The sequence below is a fragment of the Bradyrhizobium sp. 41S5 genome, assembly GCF_011516665.3.
Classification (GTDB): Bacteria; Pseudomonadota; Alphaproteobacteria; order Rhizobiales; family Xanthobacteraceae; genus Bradyrhizobium; species Bradyrhizobium quebecense.
The window spans coordinates 3395672-3411282 of sequence record NZ_CP083721.1 but is presented as its reverse complement, the minus strand read 5'-3'; the positions used below and the strand labels follow the sequence as shown (position 1 = coordinate 3411282).

At 65.3% G+C, this 15611-nt stretch carries 15 protein-coding genes; 3 read left to right on the top strand and 12 right to left on the bottom strand.

All coding sequences use genetic code 11. The features are described 5' to 3' along the window. Nucleotides 1–152: 152 nt before the first annotated feature. Nucleotides 153–998 (bottom strand): DUF3313 domain-containing protein, encoded by an 846-nt coding sequence (locus HAP47_RS16070; RefSeq protein WP_231168901.1) that lies wholly within the window; start codon nt 996–998, stop codon nt 153–155. Nucleotides 999–1305: 307 nt separating this feature from the next. After that, nucleotides 1306–2145, bottom strand: coding sequence for a LysR family transcriptional regulator (locus HAP47_RS16065; RefSeq protein WP_173637403.1), 840 nt, complete (start codon nt 2143–2145; stop codon nt 1306–1308). A gap of 128 nt (nt 2146–2273) precedes the next feature. On the opposite strand from HAP47_RS16065, the gene HAP47_RS16060 reads away from it, so the two are divergent. Then, on the top strand, nt 2274–2867 hold the full coding sequence (locus HAP47_RS16060) for a cysteine hydrolase family protein (RefSeq protein WP_173637404.1): 594 nt from the start codon (nt 2274–2276) through the stop codon (nt 2865–2867). A gap of 9 nt (nt 2868–2876) precedes the next feature. Continuing rightward, nucleotides 2877–3506 (top strand): glutathione binding-like protein, encoded by a 630-nt coding sequence (locus HAP47_RS16055; protein ID WP_173637405.1) that lies wholly within the window; start codon nt 2877–2879, stop codon nt 3504–3506. Between the two features lie 57 nt (nt 3507–3563). Here the strand turns inward: HAP47_RS16055 and HAP47_RS16050 are convergent, their stop codons facing one another. The 3 genes from HAP47_RS16050 to adh form a co-directional block, all read right to left on the bottom strand. After that, nucleotides 3564–5060, bottom strand: coding sequence for an AMP nucleosidase (locus tag HAP47_RS16050; protein WP_173637406.1), 1497 nt, complete (start codon nt 5058–5060; stop codon nt 3564–3566). 209 nt (nt 5061–5269) lie between these two features. Continuing rightward, complete coding sequence (locus HAP47_RS16045; protein ID WP_173637407.1) at nt 5270–5620, bottom strand: DUF779 domain-containing protein; 351 nt, start codon at nt 5618–5620, stop codon at nt 5270–5272. Nucleotides 5621–5704: 84 nt separating this feature from the next. Then, on the bottom strand, nt 5705–7222 hold the full coding sequence (gene adh, locus HAP47_RS16040) for an aldehyde dehydrogenase (RefSeq protein ID WP_173637408.1): 1518 nt from the start codon (nt 7220–7222) through the stop codon (nt 5705–5707). A 281-nt stretch (nt 7223–7503) separates the two neighbouring features. Here adh and HAP47_RS16035 point away from each other — a divergent pair. Further along, a protein-coding gene (locus tag HAP47_RS16035; RefSeq protein WP_173637148.1) for an IS630 family transposase occupies nt 7504–8452 on the top strand; the annotation gives its coding sequence in 2 pieces (ribosomal slippage) (nt 7504–7839 and nt 7841–8452; 948 coding nt in all). Nucleotides 8453–8458: 6 nt separating this feature from the next. Here HAP47_RS16035 and HAP47_RS16030 read toward each other — a convergent pair. From HAP47_RS16030 to HAP47_RS16000, 7 genes are all read right to left on the bottom strand, one after another. Further along, complete coding sequence (locus HAP47_RS16030; protein WP_173637409.1) at nt 8459–9415, bottom strand: GAF domain-containing protein; 957 nt, start codon at nt 9413–9415, stop codon at nt 8459–8461. 191 nt (nt 9416–9606) lie between these two features. Further along, nucleotides 9607–10734: a DUF2778 domain-containing protein gene (locus tag HAP47_RS16025; protein WP_231168900.1), complete on the bottom strand. Its 1128-nt coding sequence runs from the start codon at nt 10732–10734 to the stop codon at nt 9607–9609. Between the two features lie 424 nt (nt 10735–11158). Then, the gene (locus tag HAP47_RS16020) at nt 11159–11854 is read right to left on the bottom strand and encodes a DUF899 family protein (RefSeq protein ID WP_173637410.1); all 696 of its coding nucleotides are present in this window, start codon (nt 11852–11854) and stop codon (nt 11159–11161) included. A 78-nt stretch (nt 11855–11932) separates the two neighbouring features. Beyond that, nucleotides 11933–13435 (bottom strand): glycosyltransferase family 39 protein, encoded by a 1503-nt coding sequence (locus HAP47_RS16015; RefSeq protein WP_173637411.1) that lies wholly within the window; start codon nt 13433–13435, stop codon nt 11933–11935. 7 nt (nt 13436–13442) lie between these two features. Further along, nucleotides 13443–14576: a glycosyltransferase gene (locus tag HAP47_RS16010; RefSeq protein ID WP_173637412.1), complete on the bottom strand. Its 1134-nt coding sequence runs from the start codon at nt 14574–14576 to the stop codon at nt 13443–13445. A gap of 287 nt (nt 14577–14863) precedes the next feature. After that, nucleotides 14864–15073, bottom strand: coding sequence for a hypothetical protein (locus tag HAP47_RS16005; protein WP_173637413.1), 210 nt, complete (start codon nt 15071–15073; stop codon nt 14864–14866). A 67-nt stretch (nt 15074–15140) separates the two neighbouring features. Beyond that, nucleotides 15141–15512, bottom strand: coding sequence for a hypothetical protein (locus HAP47_RS16000; protein ID WP_173637414.1), 372 nt, complete (start codon nt 15510–15512; stop codon nt 15141–15143). Nucleotides 15513–15611: the final 99 nt, after the last annotated feature.

The window sequence follows — 15611 nt, the reverse complement described above, 5'->3', positions numbered from 1 at the left end:
TCCGAACTACGGTAAACCGACGTTACCGCAATCTGTCCGGGGTGGCACTCTGTTTTGCGGTCGTCCGCCCGGAGCAGGATATGCGAATTGTGCCTTGGCGGTGCCCCGTTACAGCCGTGTGCATGCGAACATTCGTAAGCGTGCCGGCCGCCTCACTCCACCTTCGCCGCAACCGGCCCCTTGTCGGTCCAATCCGGCGGCACGCCGGCGCTGTCGCCGACCATGCCGACGAGGCCCGGCGCGCGTCCGAACGCCTCGCAGGCCGGATATTTCGGCGCGCCGCCGAGCAGGAAGCCCAGCCGCTGCATCGAGGGCATCGATGGCACGCCGCCGAAGGGCGTCACGCCGGTGACCAGCATCTGGCTGAAATCGCCGCCGAACGATGCCGCAAGGCCGTACGCATCCCCCTCCTCCGACATCCGCCCGCTGTCGAAGGCATTGGCCGCACGGCCCCAGACCATCGCCGCCTTTTGCTGTCCGGCCGGATTACGCGCCTCGGCTTCAAGCGACAGGCTGCCGAGCCCCACGGGAATGCGCGGAACCGGCACCGGCACGCCGGGCAACAGAATCGTCTTCGCCACCGACACACCTTTGGAGACGCCGACTGCCGTCGGATCGGTCGGCACCACATGCGTGATGACAGCGTGAACGGTCAGGTCGGCGGGCTCTGACGCAACCACGTAGAAGCGTTCGCTCAGGCCCGCACACAATGCACGGTCGGCGGCGTTGGTGACGAGCCTGCGCTGTGCCGCCGTGAAGGGCACTGCCGTTCCGTCAGAGAACACGGTTGGCACGATCCTGATCGTCTTCGCCGCCAGCACCTCTTCCTTGCTCACCCGCAGCTTCGAACGGGTCAACATCCCGTCCGATTGCTCCATATTGTCGTAGGAGCGGAGTGAACCGGCCTGGTCCAGCGTCGCGGTCGCGCAGCCCGAGACCAGCAGCCCGAGCAACGTCGCCCCCGCCCAGCCGCGGAGGAGTGCCCTCGGCCCGCTCACGAATCCAGTTGCCGCCGGAATCAGCTTGATCCGGTATATGCGCGAGCAGGTTGTCATTGGGGCCCCGACTGACTTACACTTCGTGTAAATATTACACTTGGTGTAATTATCGTGGCAACGATCTGCATCGGGAGCAGGTCGTCTACGAGACGCTTTGCGAGTTGTGGCCGGGCAAGGACCGCCGCGACCGCCTCCGTCTTGTCGCGATGGCCGCGAGCGGCGCACTGCGCATCGCGGTCGACGCCTGGCTCGAGCAAGCAATTGCGCACCGGGGAATGACGAGCGGAGAAATCCGCTTCCGTCAACCTCAGCCGCTGCGCGCGGCGTCCTGGAAGCAGGCGCGCAGCCAGTCGATGGTGACGCGCGTCGCCGCATCCCGCTTGAGGTGGCTTTGCACCAGCAGCCAGACATCGCGTCGCTTCGGCAACAGCGTGGCGTGCAGACGGCGATCGGTCATCAGGTCCACGCAACTATGCTCCGGCAGCACACCGACCGCTTGATGCGACTGGATGAGCTTGTGGATGATCCGAACATTGTCGGTCACGCAGCGCGCGCGAAGCCGCTTCGCGCGCAGGAACTGCATTTCCGGAATCCCTCCGAGTTCGTCGGGATAGGCGCACGTCACCGCCTCTCCCGCCGTCGTCGCGACCGGCTCGAAGAAATACAGCCTGACCTCGGCGAGCTTCGAGATCGAAAAGTCGCCCTTGTCGGGCTTGCGCAGGCGGATCGCGAGATCGGCTTCCCAGCGCGAGAATTTTACATTCTCGCTCGACGTCAGAAACTGCAACGTCAGCCCCGGATGGGCGCGCAGCAATTCGCTGGTGCGCGGCGCCAGCACCTCCTCCGCGATCGCATTGGTGGCGGCGATGCGCAGCCGGCCGATTGGGCCGGGCAGGCTTTCGCCGATCCGGCCGATCTCCTCGGCATGCGCGGCCATCGCCTGGATGTGCGCGAGCACCACGTCGCACTGCCGGGTCGGCTTGCGGACGCCGTCGGCAGCCTCGAACAACCGCAGCCCGAGCGCACGCTCGATCCGCGCCAGCCGGCGGCCAACGGTGGTCTCGTCGATCCGCAGCCGCGCACTGGCGCCGGCATAGGTGCCCTCGTCCCTGACGGCCGCGATGATGCGAAGGTCGTCCCAGTTCATGACCACAGGTTACATCGCCTCCGGCTGGCCTGCAATAACGCAGCCATCGGCTGCAATATCCCTGCATAACGGCAGGCCGGTCCGCGGCTATATTTTCGCAAGACGCATCCTCTGGAGTTCTCAGGACCATGACCGCAGCCCAAACGCTGATGCAGCTTGCCGGTATCGACCTCTCCCCGCCCCGCCTCGGCGACAGCTGCCTGGTACTGATCGATATCCAGAACGAATATCTCGCCGGTCCCCTCGCCCTGCCCGACGCCAAATCCGCGATCGCACGCGCCACCGCATTGCTCGCCCGCGCGCGGGAGAGCGGCACGGCAATCATCCACGTCGCGCACAAGGGAGCGCCGGGAAGCCTGTTCGATCGCACCGCGGAGCGTGGCGCGATCGTCGCGCCGCTGGCGCCACGGCCCGGCGAGATCGTGATCGAGAAGCAGTTGCCGAACGCCTTCGCCGGCACCGACCTGAACGCGCAGCTCGCCGCGACCGGCCGCAAGGAGCTCGTGCTAGCCGGCTTCATGACGCATATGTGCGTGAGCTCGACCGCCCGCGCCGCGCTCGATCTCGGCTTCCGCACCACCATCGACGCGGACAGCTGCGCCACCCGCGACCTGCCCGATGGCATCGGCGGCACGATCGCCGCGAAGCTCATTCACGACGTCGCCCTCGCCGAACTGTCCGACCGCTTCGCGATCATCGCGCGCGGCAACGCCCTCGCCTGAGGATGCAATATGCTCCAGCTCTATTTCTTTCCCATGGCCTGCTCGCTCGCCAGCCGCATCGCGTTGATGGAAGCCGGCATCGAGGCGCGTTACCACCTGGCCCATATCTGGACCAAGAAGGTGCTGGACGACGACAGCGATTTTCGCGTGGTGTCACAGAAGGGTGCGGTGCCGGTGCTGGTTCTTGAGAACGGCGAGCGGCTGACCGAAAGCGCGGCCGTGCTGCAGTATATCGCCGATCGGAAGCCCGAGCTCGGTCTCGCGCCGCCGCCTGGCGACCTAGACCGCTATCGCCTGCAGGAATGGCTGAGCTTCATCGGCACCGAGATCCACAAAGGCTTCCTGTTTCCGACCTTCTGGTACAAGGACGATGCATCGAAGGCCAGCGCGCGCGAACGGATCGGGCAAACCGTGTCGGTCGCAGCCGCGCGCCTCAATGGTCGCGACTATCTCGTCGGCGACCGCTTCACGGTCGCCGACGCGCATCTCGCCTGGGCCTTGATGCTGCTTCGCTCTGCCGGCGTCGATATCGCGCAGTGGCCCGAACTCGTCGACTATCTTGCGCGAATGCACGCACGCCCGCACGTGAAGGCCGCCGTCGGCATCGAGACGCAGCTGTGGAAGAAGATGGCGGCGTGATCGCCGGCGGGCGCTCCCTCTCCAGCGAGGGCTTACGAGCGCATCGACCGTGATCGGCTACTGAAACGCGACCTCGGCAAAACTGCGCAGCTTGCGCGAATGCAGCCGTTCGGATTCCTGCTGCTTGAGCCGCTCCAGCGCCTTCAGGCCGATCTGAAGGTGCTGGCCGACGCGCTGGCGATAGAATTCGCTCGCCATGCCCGCCAGCTTGATCTCGCCATGCAGCGGCTTGTCCGAGACGCACAGCAGCGTGCCGTAGGGCACGCGGAAGCGATAGCCATTGGCGGCGATCGTCGCCGATTCCATGTCGAGCGCGATGGAGCGCGATTGCGACATCCGCCGGATCACCTGCGGCCCGCTGATTTCCCAATTGCGATTGTCGACGCTGGCGACCGTGCCGGTGCGCATCAACCGCTTGAGCTCGAAGCCGGTGAGCCCGGTCACCTCGCCGACCGCCTCCTCGAGCGCGACCTGCATCTCTGCAAGCGCGGGGATCGGCACCCAGAGCGGCAGCTCCTGATCCAGCACGTGGTCCTCGCGGACATAGCCATGGGCCAGCACGTAGTCGCCGAGCCGCTGCGTGTTGCGTAAGCCAGCGCAATGCCCGATCATCAGCCAGGCATGCGGCCGCAGCACCGCGACGTGATCGGTGATGTTGCGCGCGTTCGATGGACCGATCCCGATATTGATCAGGGTGATGCCGCGATAGCCGGGCTCGACGAGATGAAACGCCGGCATCTGCGGGACGCGATCCGAGGCCGTCCCGCTCACGCCGCCGCCTGTCAGCGCGTTGCGCGTGATCACATTGCCGGGCGCGACGAACGCCTCGAGGCCTGCCTCACCCGAGGCGAGACGCTGCAGGCTCGATTGCGCGAAGGCGTCGACATAGAACTGGTAGTTGGTGAAGATCACGAAATTCTGGAAGTGCTCGGGATCGGTGCCGGTGTAGTGATAGAGCCGGCGCAGCGAGTAATCGACGCGCGCGGCACGGAACAGGGCCAGCGGCTCGGGTGTTCCCGGCGTCAGTTCAAACGTTCCGTCGGCGATCGCATCGTCCATCGCGGCAAGGTCGGGCGTGTCGAACACGTCACGCAGCGACCTTGTGAAGGCCGAACTGTCGGCGATGGTCAGCGCCGCCTCGATATTGATGTCGCGCCGGTAGGCGAAATGGATCGGAATCGCCTCGTTGGACTCGCCGATCTCGACCACCACGCCATGGTTCTTGATCAGGAGCCCGATCTGCTCGGTGAGGTAGGTCCGGAAAATGTCCGGCCGCGTGATGCTGGTCTCGTGGACGCCTGGTCCCGCGACAAAACCGTAGGCGAGACGGGAATCGAGCCGGGCATGCGAGGAGGTCGTGATGCGCACGAACGGGTAATGCGCCCGCACCCGCGTCGTGCACGGCACCCCGTTGACATAGGCCTCGAAGCGACTGCGCAGGAATCCGGTGTTGCGCTCGTAGATCTCCTCGAGACGGGCAACGGCGGCGCTAGCGTCGACGAACGCTTCGGTCGTGATCGGCGGCGGAGTTTCGATGGGAGGCGTGGGAGACATGTTCGCTTTGCACCCGATCCGTTGCCGAGTTGGGACTCGCCCTGGATCTGCGCAGTATAGCGACAATGGCCTTCAGTTCCAGATCGACGCCGATCGCGCCGGACCGTTCTAAAGCGCGATGAGATCAGGCTGAAGCGTCATCGCGCTTTAGATTCTTGTTTTAGCATGATCTTTTCGGAGAACCGCTTCGCACTTTTCCGGATCATGCCCTATTCCGGCTCGTGCGGCGGCAACGTGCAGATTTCGGACCTTGTCAGGAACCGGCGTTCGCGCCCATTGTCGAGCGAGAACATGCCGCCGCGGCCGGGAACGACATCGATGATCAGATCGGTGTGCTTCCAGACATCGTATTGCGCGCTGCTGATATAGAACGGCGCGCCGCCGATCTCGCCGAGCTTGACGTCATAATCGCCGATCAGGAAGTCACCTTGCGGATAGCACATCGGCGACGAACCGTCGCAACAGCCGCCGGACTGGTGAAACAGCACCGGGCCATGATCGGCGACGATCTCGGCAATCAGCGCCAGCGCAGCCGGCGTCGCGGTCACCTTGTCAGCCATCTCGGCCTCCGTGATGGAGGCTCCGGCGGGACGCCCCGCCGAAGCCTGTCGTCTTCGTCCCCTGAACGCGGGGCAACCGGGATATCAGAAGAAGCCGAGCTTCTTCGGGCTGTAGCTCACCAGCATGTTCTTGGTCTGCTGGTAATGGTCGAGCATCATCTTGTGGTTCTCGCGGCCGACGCCGGACTGCTTGTAGCCGCCGAACGCCGCATGCGCCGGATAGGCGTGGTAGCAGTTGGTCCAGACCCGGCCGGCCTGGATGGCCCGGCCGAATCGGTAGCAGCGATTGACGTCGCGGCTCCAGATGCCGGCACCGAGGCCGTAGAGCGTGTCGTTGGCGATCGAGAGCGCGTCCTCGTCGTTCTTGAAGGTGGTCACGGACACCACGGGCCCGAAGATCTCCTCCTGGAAGATGCGCATCTTGTTGTGGCCCTTGAACACCGTCGGCTTGACATAGTAGCCGCCCGAGAGCCCGCCGCCGAGATTGTTGCGCCCGCCGCCGGCGAGCACCTCGGCACCTTCCTTCTTGCCGATGTCGATGTAGGAGAGGATTTTCTCGAGCTGCTCGGAGGACGCCTGCGCGCCGATCATCGTGGTCGGATCGAGCGGACTGCCCGGGGTGATCGCTTCGACGCGCTTGAGTGCGCGCTCCATGAAGCGGTCATAGATCGATTCGTGGATCAGCGCCCGGCTCGGGCAGGTGCAGACCTCGCCCTGATTGAGCGCGAACATCACGAAGCCTTCGACGGCCTTGTCGAAGAAATCGTCGTCCTCGGCGCAGACATCCTTGAAGAAGATGTTGGGCGATTTGCCGCCGAGTTCGAGCGTCACCGGGATCAGGTTCTGCGAGGCGTATTGCATGATCAGCCGGCCCGTCGTGGTCTCGCCGGTGAAGGCGATCTTGGCGATCCGGTTCGACGAGGCGAGCGGCTTTCCGGCCTCGAGGCCGAAGCCGTTGACGACGTTCACCACGCCCTTGGGCAGGAGATCGCCGATCAGCTCGAGCCAGACCAGGATCGAGGCCGGCGTCTGCTCGGCCGGCTTGATGACCACGCAGTTGCCGGCGGCGAGCGCGGGCGCAAGCTTCCAGGTCGCCATCAGGATCGGGAAGTTCCAGGGAATGATCTGGCCGACCACGCCGAGCGGCTCGTGGAAGTGATAGGCGATCGTGTCGTGGTCGATCTCCGAGATCGAGCCTTCCTGTCCGCGGATCGCGCTGGCGAAGTAGCGGAAGTGATCGATCGCCAGCGGCATGTCGGCGGCCATCGTCTCGCGGATCGGCTTGCCGTTGTCCCAGGTCTCGGCGGTGGCGAGCTTTTCGAGATTGGCCTCCATCCGGTCGGCGATCCTGTTGAGGATCAGCGAGCGCTCGGCGGCGCTGGTCTTGCCCCAGGCCTCCTTGGCCGCATGCGCGGCATCGAGCGCCGCCTCGATATCCGACGCGTCGGAGCGCGGGATCTCGCAGACCGGAAGGCCGGTCACCGGCGAGATGTTCTCAAAATACTTTCCGGAGCGGGGCTCGCGCCATTCGCCGCCGATGAAATTGCCGTAGCGCTTGGCGAACGGCGCCTTGAGCACGGGCTGCATGTCAACCTTGTTCATGTGTTCCTCCGTTGGCACGCCGATGCACACGGCGTTGGCCGGAACGCTCGGTCAAATCAGACGGACAGAACAGGGGCTCGCCCCAAGGGCCGCGGGAGAACTGTCGCAAATCTGAGACAGAGTGCGCCGCAAATTGGCACAGGCGCGCCAGCGCTCCGGACGCTGGTTCTGCACGCTCGGGTATGCCCTAGAGCATTTCATTGCTTAACTGAATCGGAGGGGATTCCGGTTTTTGGCGGTTTGTGATTCAAGATGCTGACTGGATTGGAGGCCAGCATCGCATGACCCGACCTCTTTCCCTGGATCTTCGCGAGCGTGTGGTGGCGTCGGTTTTGGCGGGCGAGAGCTGCCGATCTGTGGCGGAACGGTTTGGTGTTGCGGTCTCGTCGGTTGTGAAGTGGTCACAGCGGCAGCGGGCGACCGGCTCGGTTGCGCCCGGCAAGATGGGCGGTCACCGCAAGCCCTTGCTTGATCCGCATCGTGCCTTCATTGTCGAGCGGATCATTCAGACGCCGCACCTGACGCTGCATGGTCTGAAGGCGGAACTGGCAGCTCGTGGGGTCAAGGTCTCACACAACGCGGTCTGGCTGTTCCTGCGCCGGGAAGGGCTGCGGTTCAAAAAAAACACTGTTCGCCCTCGAACAAGCGCGCGCCGACGTCTCTCGTAGGCGCCAGCGTTGGCGATCCTGGCAGGCCGGACTTGATCCGGGCCGGCTCGTCTTCATCGATGAGACTTGGATCAAGACCAACATGGCCCCTTTGCGGGGCTGGGGCCCCAAGGGCGCACGCCTGCGCGGCTTCGCCCCGCACGGTCACTGGCGTACCCTCACATTCCTCGGCGCGCTCCGCCATGACCAACTCACGGCACCCTGCGTCTTCGACGGCCCGATCAACGGCGAATGCTTCTGCGCTTATGTGAAGCACCTTCTCCTGCCAACCCTGCGCGAAGGCGACATCGTCATTCTCGACAACCTCGGAAGCCACAAGTCGAAAGCTGTCAGGCAAATGATCCAGGCTGCTGGCGCCAGGCTCTGGTACCTGCCGCCATACTCGCCCGACCTCAACCCGATCGAACAGGCCTTCTCCAAGATCAAACACTGGATGCGGCAGGCTCAGAGGCGCACCGTCGAAGACACTTGGCGCCACATCGGTCACCTCGTTCAGGACATCCAGCCTCGCGAATGCGCAAACTACTTCGCAAACGCCGGTTATGCTTCAGTCAAAATGTGAAACGCTCTAGCGATGCAAGCCGAGCTGCTTGAGCTTGCGGTGCAATGTGGCGCGGGACATGTCGAGATCCTTGGCGGCCTTCGACACGTTGCCGCCGGCGCGCGCCAGCGCGCGCTGCAACGCTGCGCGTTCCGCAGCAGCCAGGCCGCCATCGTCGCGCGTCTCGCCGATCAGATCGGCCGCCGGCAATGGCCGCGCCAGCGACGCCGCGTTGAGGCCAAGCGCCCGGCGCGCGGCGCGCGTTGCACCGATCACAAGATCGTCGCGATCGACCGCGAGCAGCGAGTTGACGGCGCGCCCGCTTCGCGGGGTCAGGAGGATTCGTGCATCGGGAAACGCCCGGCGAAAATTCTCGGCTTCGATCACGCGCGCGGCGTCCGTCACCGTGGTCGCGATCAGCCGGGAAAATCCGTCGGTCAGGTCCGCCCGGCAGGACGACACATCGAGCGCCGCGGCAAGCTCGCCATGCTCGTCGAAGATCGGCGCGGTGGTGCAGAACAGTCCGGAATTGCGCGTGAAGAAGTGCTGCTCGCGGTCGATCGACAGCGGACGCTTCTCGACGATGCTGGTGCCGATGCCGTTGGTCCCCTCGTACTTCTCGCTCCAGACCGCACCGGTCCAGAGCCCCCAGGCGTCGAACGTCGCGTCATCGGCGCCCGCGCCGCGCCGGTCGACGACGACGCCGTCGCGGTCCGCCAGCAGCACCGAGCAGCCGACCCCGCCCACGGCAAGGAACAGCCGGTCGAGCGTGCGCTGTGCGACCTTCAGGAATTCACCGAGGCGCTGCTGTGCAGCGGCGATTTCAGCCTGGCCGAGACGATGGGACGGCAGGCGGCTCGCCGGATCGAGCGCATGCAGATGGCCGGAACGACGCCACGACGCCGACAGGTCGGATGGCGCCCCGCCTCCGGCCAGCACGTCGAGAACCTTGTCCGTGTGCATGACGCCTGGCGACCGGCTCATGCTTCCCTCCCCTGCTCCGCGGGTTCTGTGACCCTCGCAAGCGCGGCGCTGTTGGCCCTGGCATCCTTGTATTTCGCAGGATATAGCGCCCCCGGCGGCCTTTCAAGGGATGGGACTGCGACCTTCGGACAGGTACGGGGGCTGCATCGCTCGTTCACGCCGTGGGGGCAGCGCCCCCAGATGGACGGCGCTTACTGAATCCTCGCCAAGACCGCGAGGCGGCGGATGCCCTTGTTACGGTAGGCATCGAGGAACGCGTAATAGTCCTTGAACGAGACGCAACCGTTGGAGTCGCCGTTCGGGCCGAGCATGAAGGTGTGCGCGAGCAGGCCGTCGCGGTTGAAGATCTTGCCCTCGCCGCCGATCGGATTGAGCCGCAGCGCCGGCACGCCGTGGAACAGCGCCTCGCGCGGCTTGAGTTCGTAGATGTGCGGCGGCGTCACGCCGACCATCTTCATATGCGAGGACCTGGGATCGTCGAGCCTGGAGCCGAGGCCGGAATGCGCCTCGAGGCGCGTGCCGTCGGGCAAATACACGGTCTTGGCCGAGATGTCGTAGACCGCGGTCTGGCGGTCATAGGGCGGCGAGCCGCCGAGCATCGGGTTCTGGTCCAGCGTCGAGGGGATGCTGCCGGTGACATTGGCATCGGCGGAGGCGAAGGAGAGCAGCCCGCCGCTCGGCTCGCGCTTGCCCCACAGCTTCTCGACCATGGTCTGCCGCTCGTTCGATGCGATCGACAGCACTGCGGCCTTGGCGCGCGCGGCCATGTCACGGACGCCACCGGATTTGGTCGCCTGCTTGGCCTCGGGCGCCTTCGCAGTTCCCTTGGGTTCAACCGTCGCGGAGGGATCGTTGAGCGCCACCTTCAGATTGGCGGCGGCTTGCTTCTTGGCGGTCTCGACCGATTTCGGCGCCGGCAAAGGCTTCGATGTCTCGGCGAGTTCTGCCGTCGCCACCGCCCTCGCCGCAACGGCAACCTTGGATTCAGCGGCCTGCTTGATCGGGTCGATCTGCAGTGCGGCGTCAGCCACGACGCTGGACGCGACGCCCTCGGGCGCGGCGGCCGCAAACCGATCGTTAAACATAAGCGACGGTGTCGGGGCTTCCGACTTCGCGACCTCGGTCTTGGCGGGCGCGGCCGGCGCCGGCGTCAGGGACGCGAACACCTCGTTGAACGCAGGTGCGGGCCGCGCGGCAACGGCGACGGGCCGTTTCGCCACCGGCGCGTCAAACGACGCATTGCCGACTGACGGATAGACGCTCGCCGCAAAGATGTTGGCATAGACGGTCCAGGCGCAGCCAAGCACCAGCCCCGCCACCGCGGCACTGCCGAGGAAATGCTGTGGGAGGATTTTTCGGGAGGATTTCTTGCGGCTTGGCGCCCCAAGAACATACGCACTCGCACTCGTACCCATACGCCCGGCGCTCAAAACAGGTCCACCTTTGTCCCTCACTCGACGCATCGTCGAACGATGTTCGGCTCAACGTCGCGCGGGGGCACAGACGGCCATTAAGGCGACTTTTAGTTAAATGCGACTTAACCGCGTGCGATCCCCTGCGGCGCGGGAAGTGCCTGTGGCGTAGGGCTTTTTTAAGATCACATTGGACCGCCAAAGCGGCTTTTTTGTCCCATGATGGGACATTCCGGCACGCGGCACCGCCGCCGCATGCGAGATAAATCCTAGGGAGAATTTCCTTGCCGATGGCCCCGTAATCGCGCGGGGATCGAGCAAAATCCATCTCTCAATAGCTGAGCTTCGGATACCAGTCCGCGCCGCGCCCCTCGCGCGTGGTGTCGAGCAGGGTCCAGAGCGGATCCATGTCCGGCGCGCCGCGCGGGTCCTGGCCGGGGTCGACCGTGCCGGCTCCCATCTCGCCCGCCCAGAAATGCCGGATCACGCCGCTCTGGCGCGTGAAGACATTGTAGCCGGGCACGTCGCGGTCATCCTTGCTGACATAGTCGCGCGTGTAATCGCCCGACGCATCCGAATAGACCTTGTGACGCGTCCAGCCGCGCGCCTTCTTCGCCTCGATCAGCCGCGCGATCGGCGAGCGCGCCACGAACACGAACGACACGCGCTGCTCGATGTCGGGCAGCTTCTGCTCCCATGTGCCCATGAACGATGTGCACATCGGGCACGGCTTCTCGCGCTGCGGGCCGAACATGTAGCTGTAGATGATGAGCGTCTGCTTGCTGCCGAAGAGATCGGCGAGCGAGGCCGGGCCGGACTCTCCCGTGAACTCATAGGCCCCGGTCACCTCGCCGCCCGGCGGCAGGGCGCGGCGCAGCTCGGCGACGCGCGCGATGTGCCGGCGCAGCTCGATCTCCTCGACGAGCAGCGCCTGGCGCGCCCGACGATATTCGGCGCTCTCATTGGGAAAGCGCCTGGCGTTGGTGCTGGCGAGTTCGGCTGCGGGCTTGAGGACGGAACTGGTCATGGTTGGAACCTCGCGGGGTTGACGGGTCCCTGGAAGACGAGCCGGACCCGGACGATCCGACATGCGCCAGTGACAGTTTTACTGCAGTTCCGGCGGCGGCGACCGGTCGAAGACGTCGCCCTTTGCGCCGTCCAGCAGATCGAGCGCGTAAGTCTCGATCACCAGCGGCCCGCGCATGCGCTTGACCTCGGCGACGGTTTCGACATGGGCGAAATTGTCGCGCACCGAAGCAGGCATCGCCTGCTCGACCTCATGCACATACAGCAGCTTGCCGGCCAGCTGCGCCGGGCTCGGCTCGGGCATGTTGACCCAGCGAATGCGCTGGCCCTGCTGGGCGACGCAGGTGCCCTTGGGAAGATAGAAGGCAAGCCAGCCGGTGGTGCCGTAGTCCGGCGACAGCACGCAGCTCGCGCCGGAGCGCGCGCGCACCGCCTCGATCTCATTGGCGAGCTCCTGCCAGCCGACGCCGACGCTGCGCACGGTAGCGTCGCGGCGGTAGCCCGAGAGCATGCCGGTATTGGCCTGCACGATCAGCAGAGCGAACAGCACGACGCCAGTGGGCGCGGCCCAGCGGCGGCAGAAATCGATCGTGCGCTGCTCGCGTGGCGCCCACTGCACCTGGATCGCCGCGACCGCGGCCGCCACCGCAAAGGCCGGATAGACCGGCGCGAACCAGTTGGCCTCGACCCGCGCATGCAGCGCGTGCCAGGTGAAGTAGACCACGATGGTCCAGAACATCGTATTGACCAGCACGCGCGCGGGCATCGCGCCGGCGCGGCGCCGGGAGAGCGCGTAGAGGCCCATCACACCGAGGATGAAGACCAAGGGCGTCGCGAACGCAAACTGCGTCGGGATCAGCTCGGCGATGTAATTCGGGCGGAAGTCCTCGATCCGGGCGCGGCCCATCTGCTTGATGAACGACACCCAGTGGTGATCGGCATTCCAGAGGATGACCGGCGCAAACAGGCCGGCCGCAACAAGGCCACCGAGATAGAGCCAAGGCGAGAGATACCAGCGCCGCAGCTTCGGCACCATCGCAAGCCAGATCAGGATCGCGGGTCCAAAGAACAGCGCCGTGTATTTCGACAGCAACGCCAGGCCTGCGCTGACGCCGACCGCAAGCCACCAGGCGCCGCGGCTGCTCTCCAGCACCTTTGCGAGCGAATACAGCAGGAAGCTCGCGGCAACCAGCAGCGGCGCATCCGGCGTCACGATCAGCGTGCCGACGGCGGCCATCAGCGTGACATTGAGCAGGATGGTTGCGCTCGCGGCGATGCGCCGGCCGCCGAACAGGATCTCGGCTGCCCGGTAGATCGCCCAGCTCATCGGCAACGCAAGCAGGATCGACGCCAGCCGCACGCCGAACGCCGTGTCGCCCGCGATCATGGTGCCGATCCGGATCACGACCGCCACCATCGGCGGATGGTCGTAATAGCCGCCGGCAAGCGCCTTCGACCACATCCAGTAATAGGCTTCGTCGAAGGTCAGCGGCGTCCATGCGGCGGCGGCCAGCCGCAGCACGAGCAGCGCGCACACCGCAAGAGCGGTGTTCCGGGCCAGCCGCGCCTCGTTCGCGTTCATGCCACCGTCATCGCTTGCGCCAGACGAACAGCCCGGACATCGCGTAGTTCCACACCACGCCCATCAGCGCGCCGGCCGCGCCCGCAAGCCACCAGATCGGCTCCTGGTCGTAGACCGAGAACGCGACGCCGACATTGGCGAGCAGGCCGACGCTGCAGACCAGATAGAACAGCAGCAGGCCGCGCAGGATGCCGAAGCCCTTCAGCCGCTGGTCGCGATAGGTCAGGAAATTGTTGAGGATGAAGTTGCTGGTCATGGCGACGATCGCGCCGGTGGCCTGGGCCTCCGGGAACGGCGCCTTGAACAATTCCAGCGCGATGAACAGCACACTGAGATGCACCAGCAAGCCGAGCCCGCCGACGGCTGCGAACAGAATGAAGCGCAGCGAGATAAGATCGTTGGTCAGCTTCGCCAGCACCAGGCCAAGGAAGTCGAGCGCGACCATCGAGTCCAGCTTGCTCTCGCCATGCTGGCGGGAACCGAATGTGTAGGGAATTTCGACCGCGCGCAGCTTGCCCTCCGCCGTCGCCACGACATCGAGCAGGATCTTGAAGCCTTGGGTCGACAGCTGCGGCGCGAGCTGCTCGAAACGGTCGCGGCGGATCATGAAGAAGCCGCTCATGGGATCGGCGATCTCGACCTTCAGCGAGCGGCGCGCGATCTCGGTAGCAAGGGCGCTGGCGCCGGCGCGCTGCTTGTTGAAGCCTTCGGTCTTGTAGCCCTCGATATAGCGGCTGCCGACTACGAGCTCGGCCTCGCCGCTCTGCAGCAGCGCGACCATCTTCGGGAGCTGGGTCTCGTCATGCTGGAGGTCCGCGTCCATGACCGCGGCATAGGGCGCGCTCGACGCCAGGATACCCTCGATACAGGCGCCGGACAGGCCGCGCCGGCCGATCCGGCGGATGCAGCGTACGCGGGAATCCTTCCGCGCCAGCGCGCGCACCACGTCCCAGGTCCCGTCGGGCGAATTGTCATCGACGAAGATGACCTCCCAGGACACGTCCTTCAGGGTCGCGTCGAGCCGGCGGTATAATACCGTGACATTGTCGCGCTCATTGAAGGTCGGGACGACCACCGAAAGCTGCGGCAAACTTGCTGCCTGCGAGGCGGTTTCGGGGGCTAGCTTGATGGCGTCATTCATGAGCGCCAGCGTATAGCCGCAGCCTCCGCCGCTGCCAAGGCGGGCTGGCCCAAACGCGGTCTCGGGAGGCGGGAAAACGGGGCAAAATACCCCCGAAAATGCCAACGACCACGAACAAGAGGCGCGCGTACATCCGGCGCAGCCAAACAATGTCGTGGTCGTCCCGGCGCCGGAGCCCTTAAGCTGCAACGTCGCCGTTGCAAGCTAGATAGGAAGGCCCCAGGCGGTCCGCAAGGGGCGGTCGGCAAAGGGCGGTCCCGAAGGGCGGTCCGCGAAGGGTCTTGGCGCTAGTTGTTGGGGACTTCCCGGATCACCGGGCCACGTGGCACCGGGGCCGCCGGTGCGGCCTCAGTGGCCGGAGCCGCCTGCGGCTGCGCTGCTGCGGGCTGGGTCGGATTGCGGAGCTGGCTCGGCGACGGCCCGTAGATGAACGCCGCCGCCAGCGCGATGGCTGCGACCACTGCGCCCAAAAAGCCTGCCGTCGATTGCGATCTCATGCCGATCATCCCCTCGCCTGCGCGGATTGATATCAAAAATCGGCCGGCCGCAACAGGATTCGGGAACCTATTTCGCCGCGGCCCTGCGCCGGGTGAAGGCGGTCACGATGTCCTTCTGCGCCAGCTCGATCGCGCGGTTGGCCGTCGCCAGATTGGCGTCGGCATCCTGCTTCGGAAACTGCAGCGACAGGAAGTCGATCAGCGATACCCGGAAATTCTGCCGTTCCGAGGGACAGACATTGGCGATCAGCGAGGTGAACTCCTGGTCGGACATCGCCTTGTTGCTGTCGCGGGGATATTCGCGGGCGAGACAATTCCAGTAGGCGTCGCGGCCGGTGATCGCGAGCTTGTGCGCATCGTCGACCTCGTCGGCCATCGCAGCGGAGGATATCGCAGCGGAGGACGTGATCAAGAGGGCGGCCGCAACCAGCATGCGCATCTGTTGTTCTCCATTTTGGCGCATCGTAGCGAAGAGCGAGAGCGACGATAAGCACCGCCGCGCCAATCTGGCAAACTGGCCAATCACGATTATTTTGAC

Bases quoted from the DNA above. Each gene is read 5' to 3' on its own strand.
- HAP47_RS16065 (WP_173637403.1), bottom strand. From the start codon at position 2,145: ATGAACTGGGACGACCTTCGCATCATCGCGGCCGTCAGGGACGAGGGC.
- HAP47_RS16060 (WP_173637404.1), top strand. From the start codon at position 2,274: ATGACCGCAGCCCAAACGCTGATGCAGCTTGCCGGTATCGACCTCTCC.
- HAP47_RS16055 (WP_173637405.1), top strand. From the start codon at position 2,877: ATGCTCCAGCTCTATTTCTTTCCCATGGCCTGCTCGCTCGCCAGCCGC.
- HAP47_RS16050 (WP_173637406.1), bottom strand. From the start codon at position 5,060: ATGTCTCCCACGCCTCCCATCGAAACTCCGCCGCCGATCACGACCGAA.
- HAP47_RS16045 (WP_173637407.1), bottom strand. From the start codon at position 5,620: ATGGCTGACAAGGTGACCGCGACGCCGGCTGCGCTGGCGCTGATTGCC.
- adh (WP_173637408.1), bottom strand. From the start codon at position 7,222: ATGAACAAGGTTGACATGCAGCCCGTGCTCAAGGCGCCGTTCGCCAAG.
- HAP47_RS16030 (WP_173637409.1), bottom strand. From the start codon at position 9,415: ATGAGCCGGTCGCCAGGCGTCATGCACACGGACAAGGTTCTCGACGTG.
- HAP47_RS16020 (WP_173637410.1), bottom strand. From the start codon at position 11,854: ATGACCAGTTCCGTCCTCAAGCCCGCAGCCGAACTCGCCAGCACCAAC.
- HAP47_RS16015 (WP_173637411.1), bottom strand. From the start codon at position 13,435: ATGAACGCGAACGAGGCGCGGCTGGCCCGGAACACCGCTCTTGCGGTG.
- HAP47_RS16010 (WP_173637412.1), bottom strand. From the start codon at position 14,576: ATGAATGACGCCATCAAGCTAGCCCCCGAAACCGCCTCGCAGGCAGCA.
- HAP47_RS16005 (WP_173637413.1), bottom strand. From the start codon at position 15,073: ATGAGATCGCAATCGACGGCAGGCTTTTTGGGCGCAGTGGTCGCAGCC.
- HAP47_RS16000 (WP_173637414.1), bottom strand. From the start codon at position 15,512: ATGCGCATGCTGGTTGCGGCCGCCCTCTTGATCACGTCCTCCGCTGCG.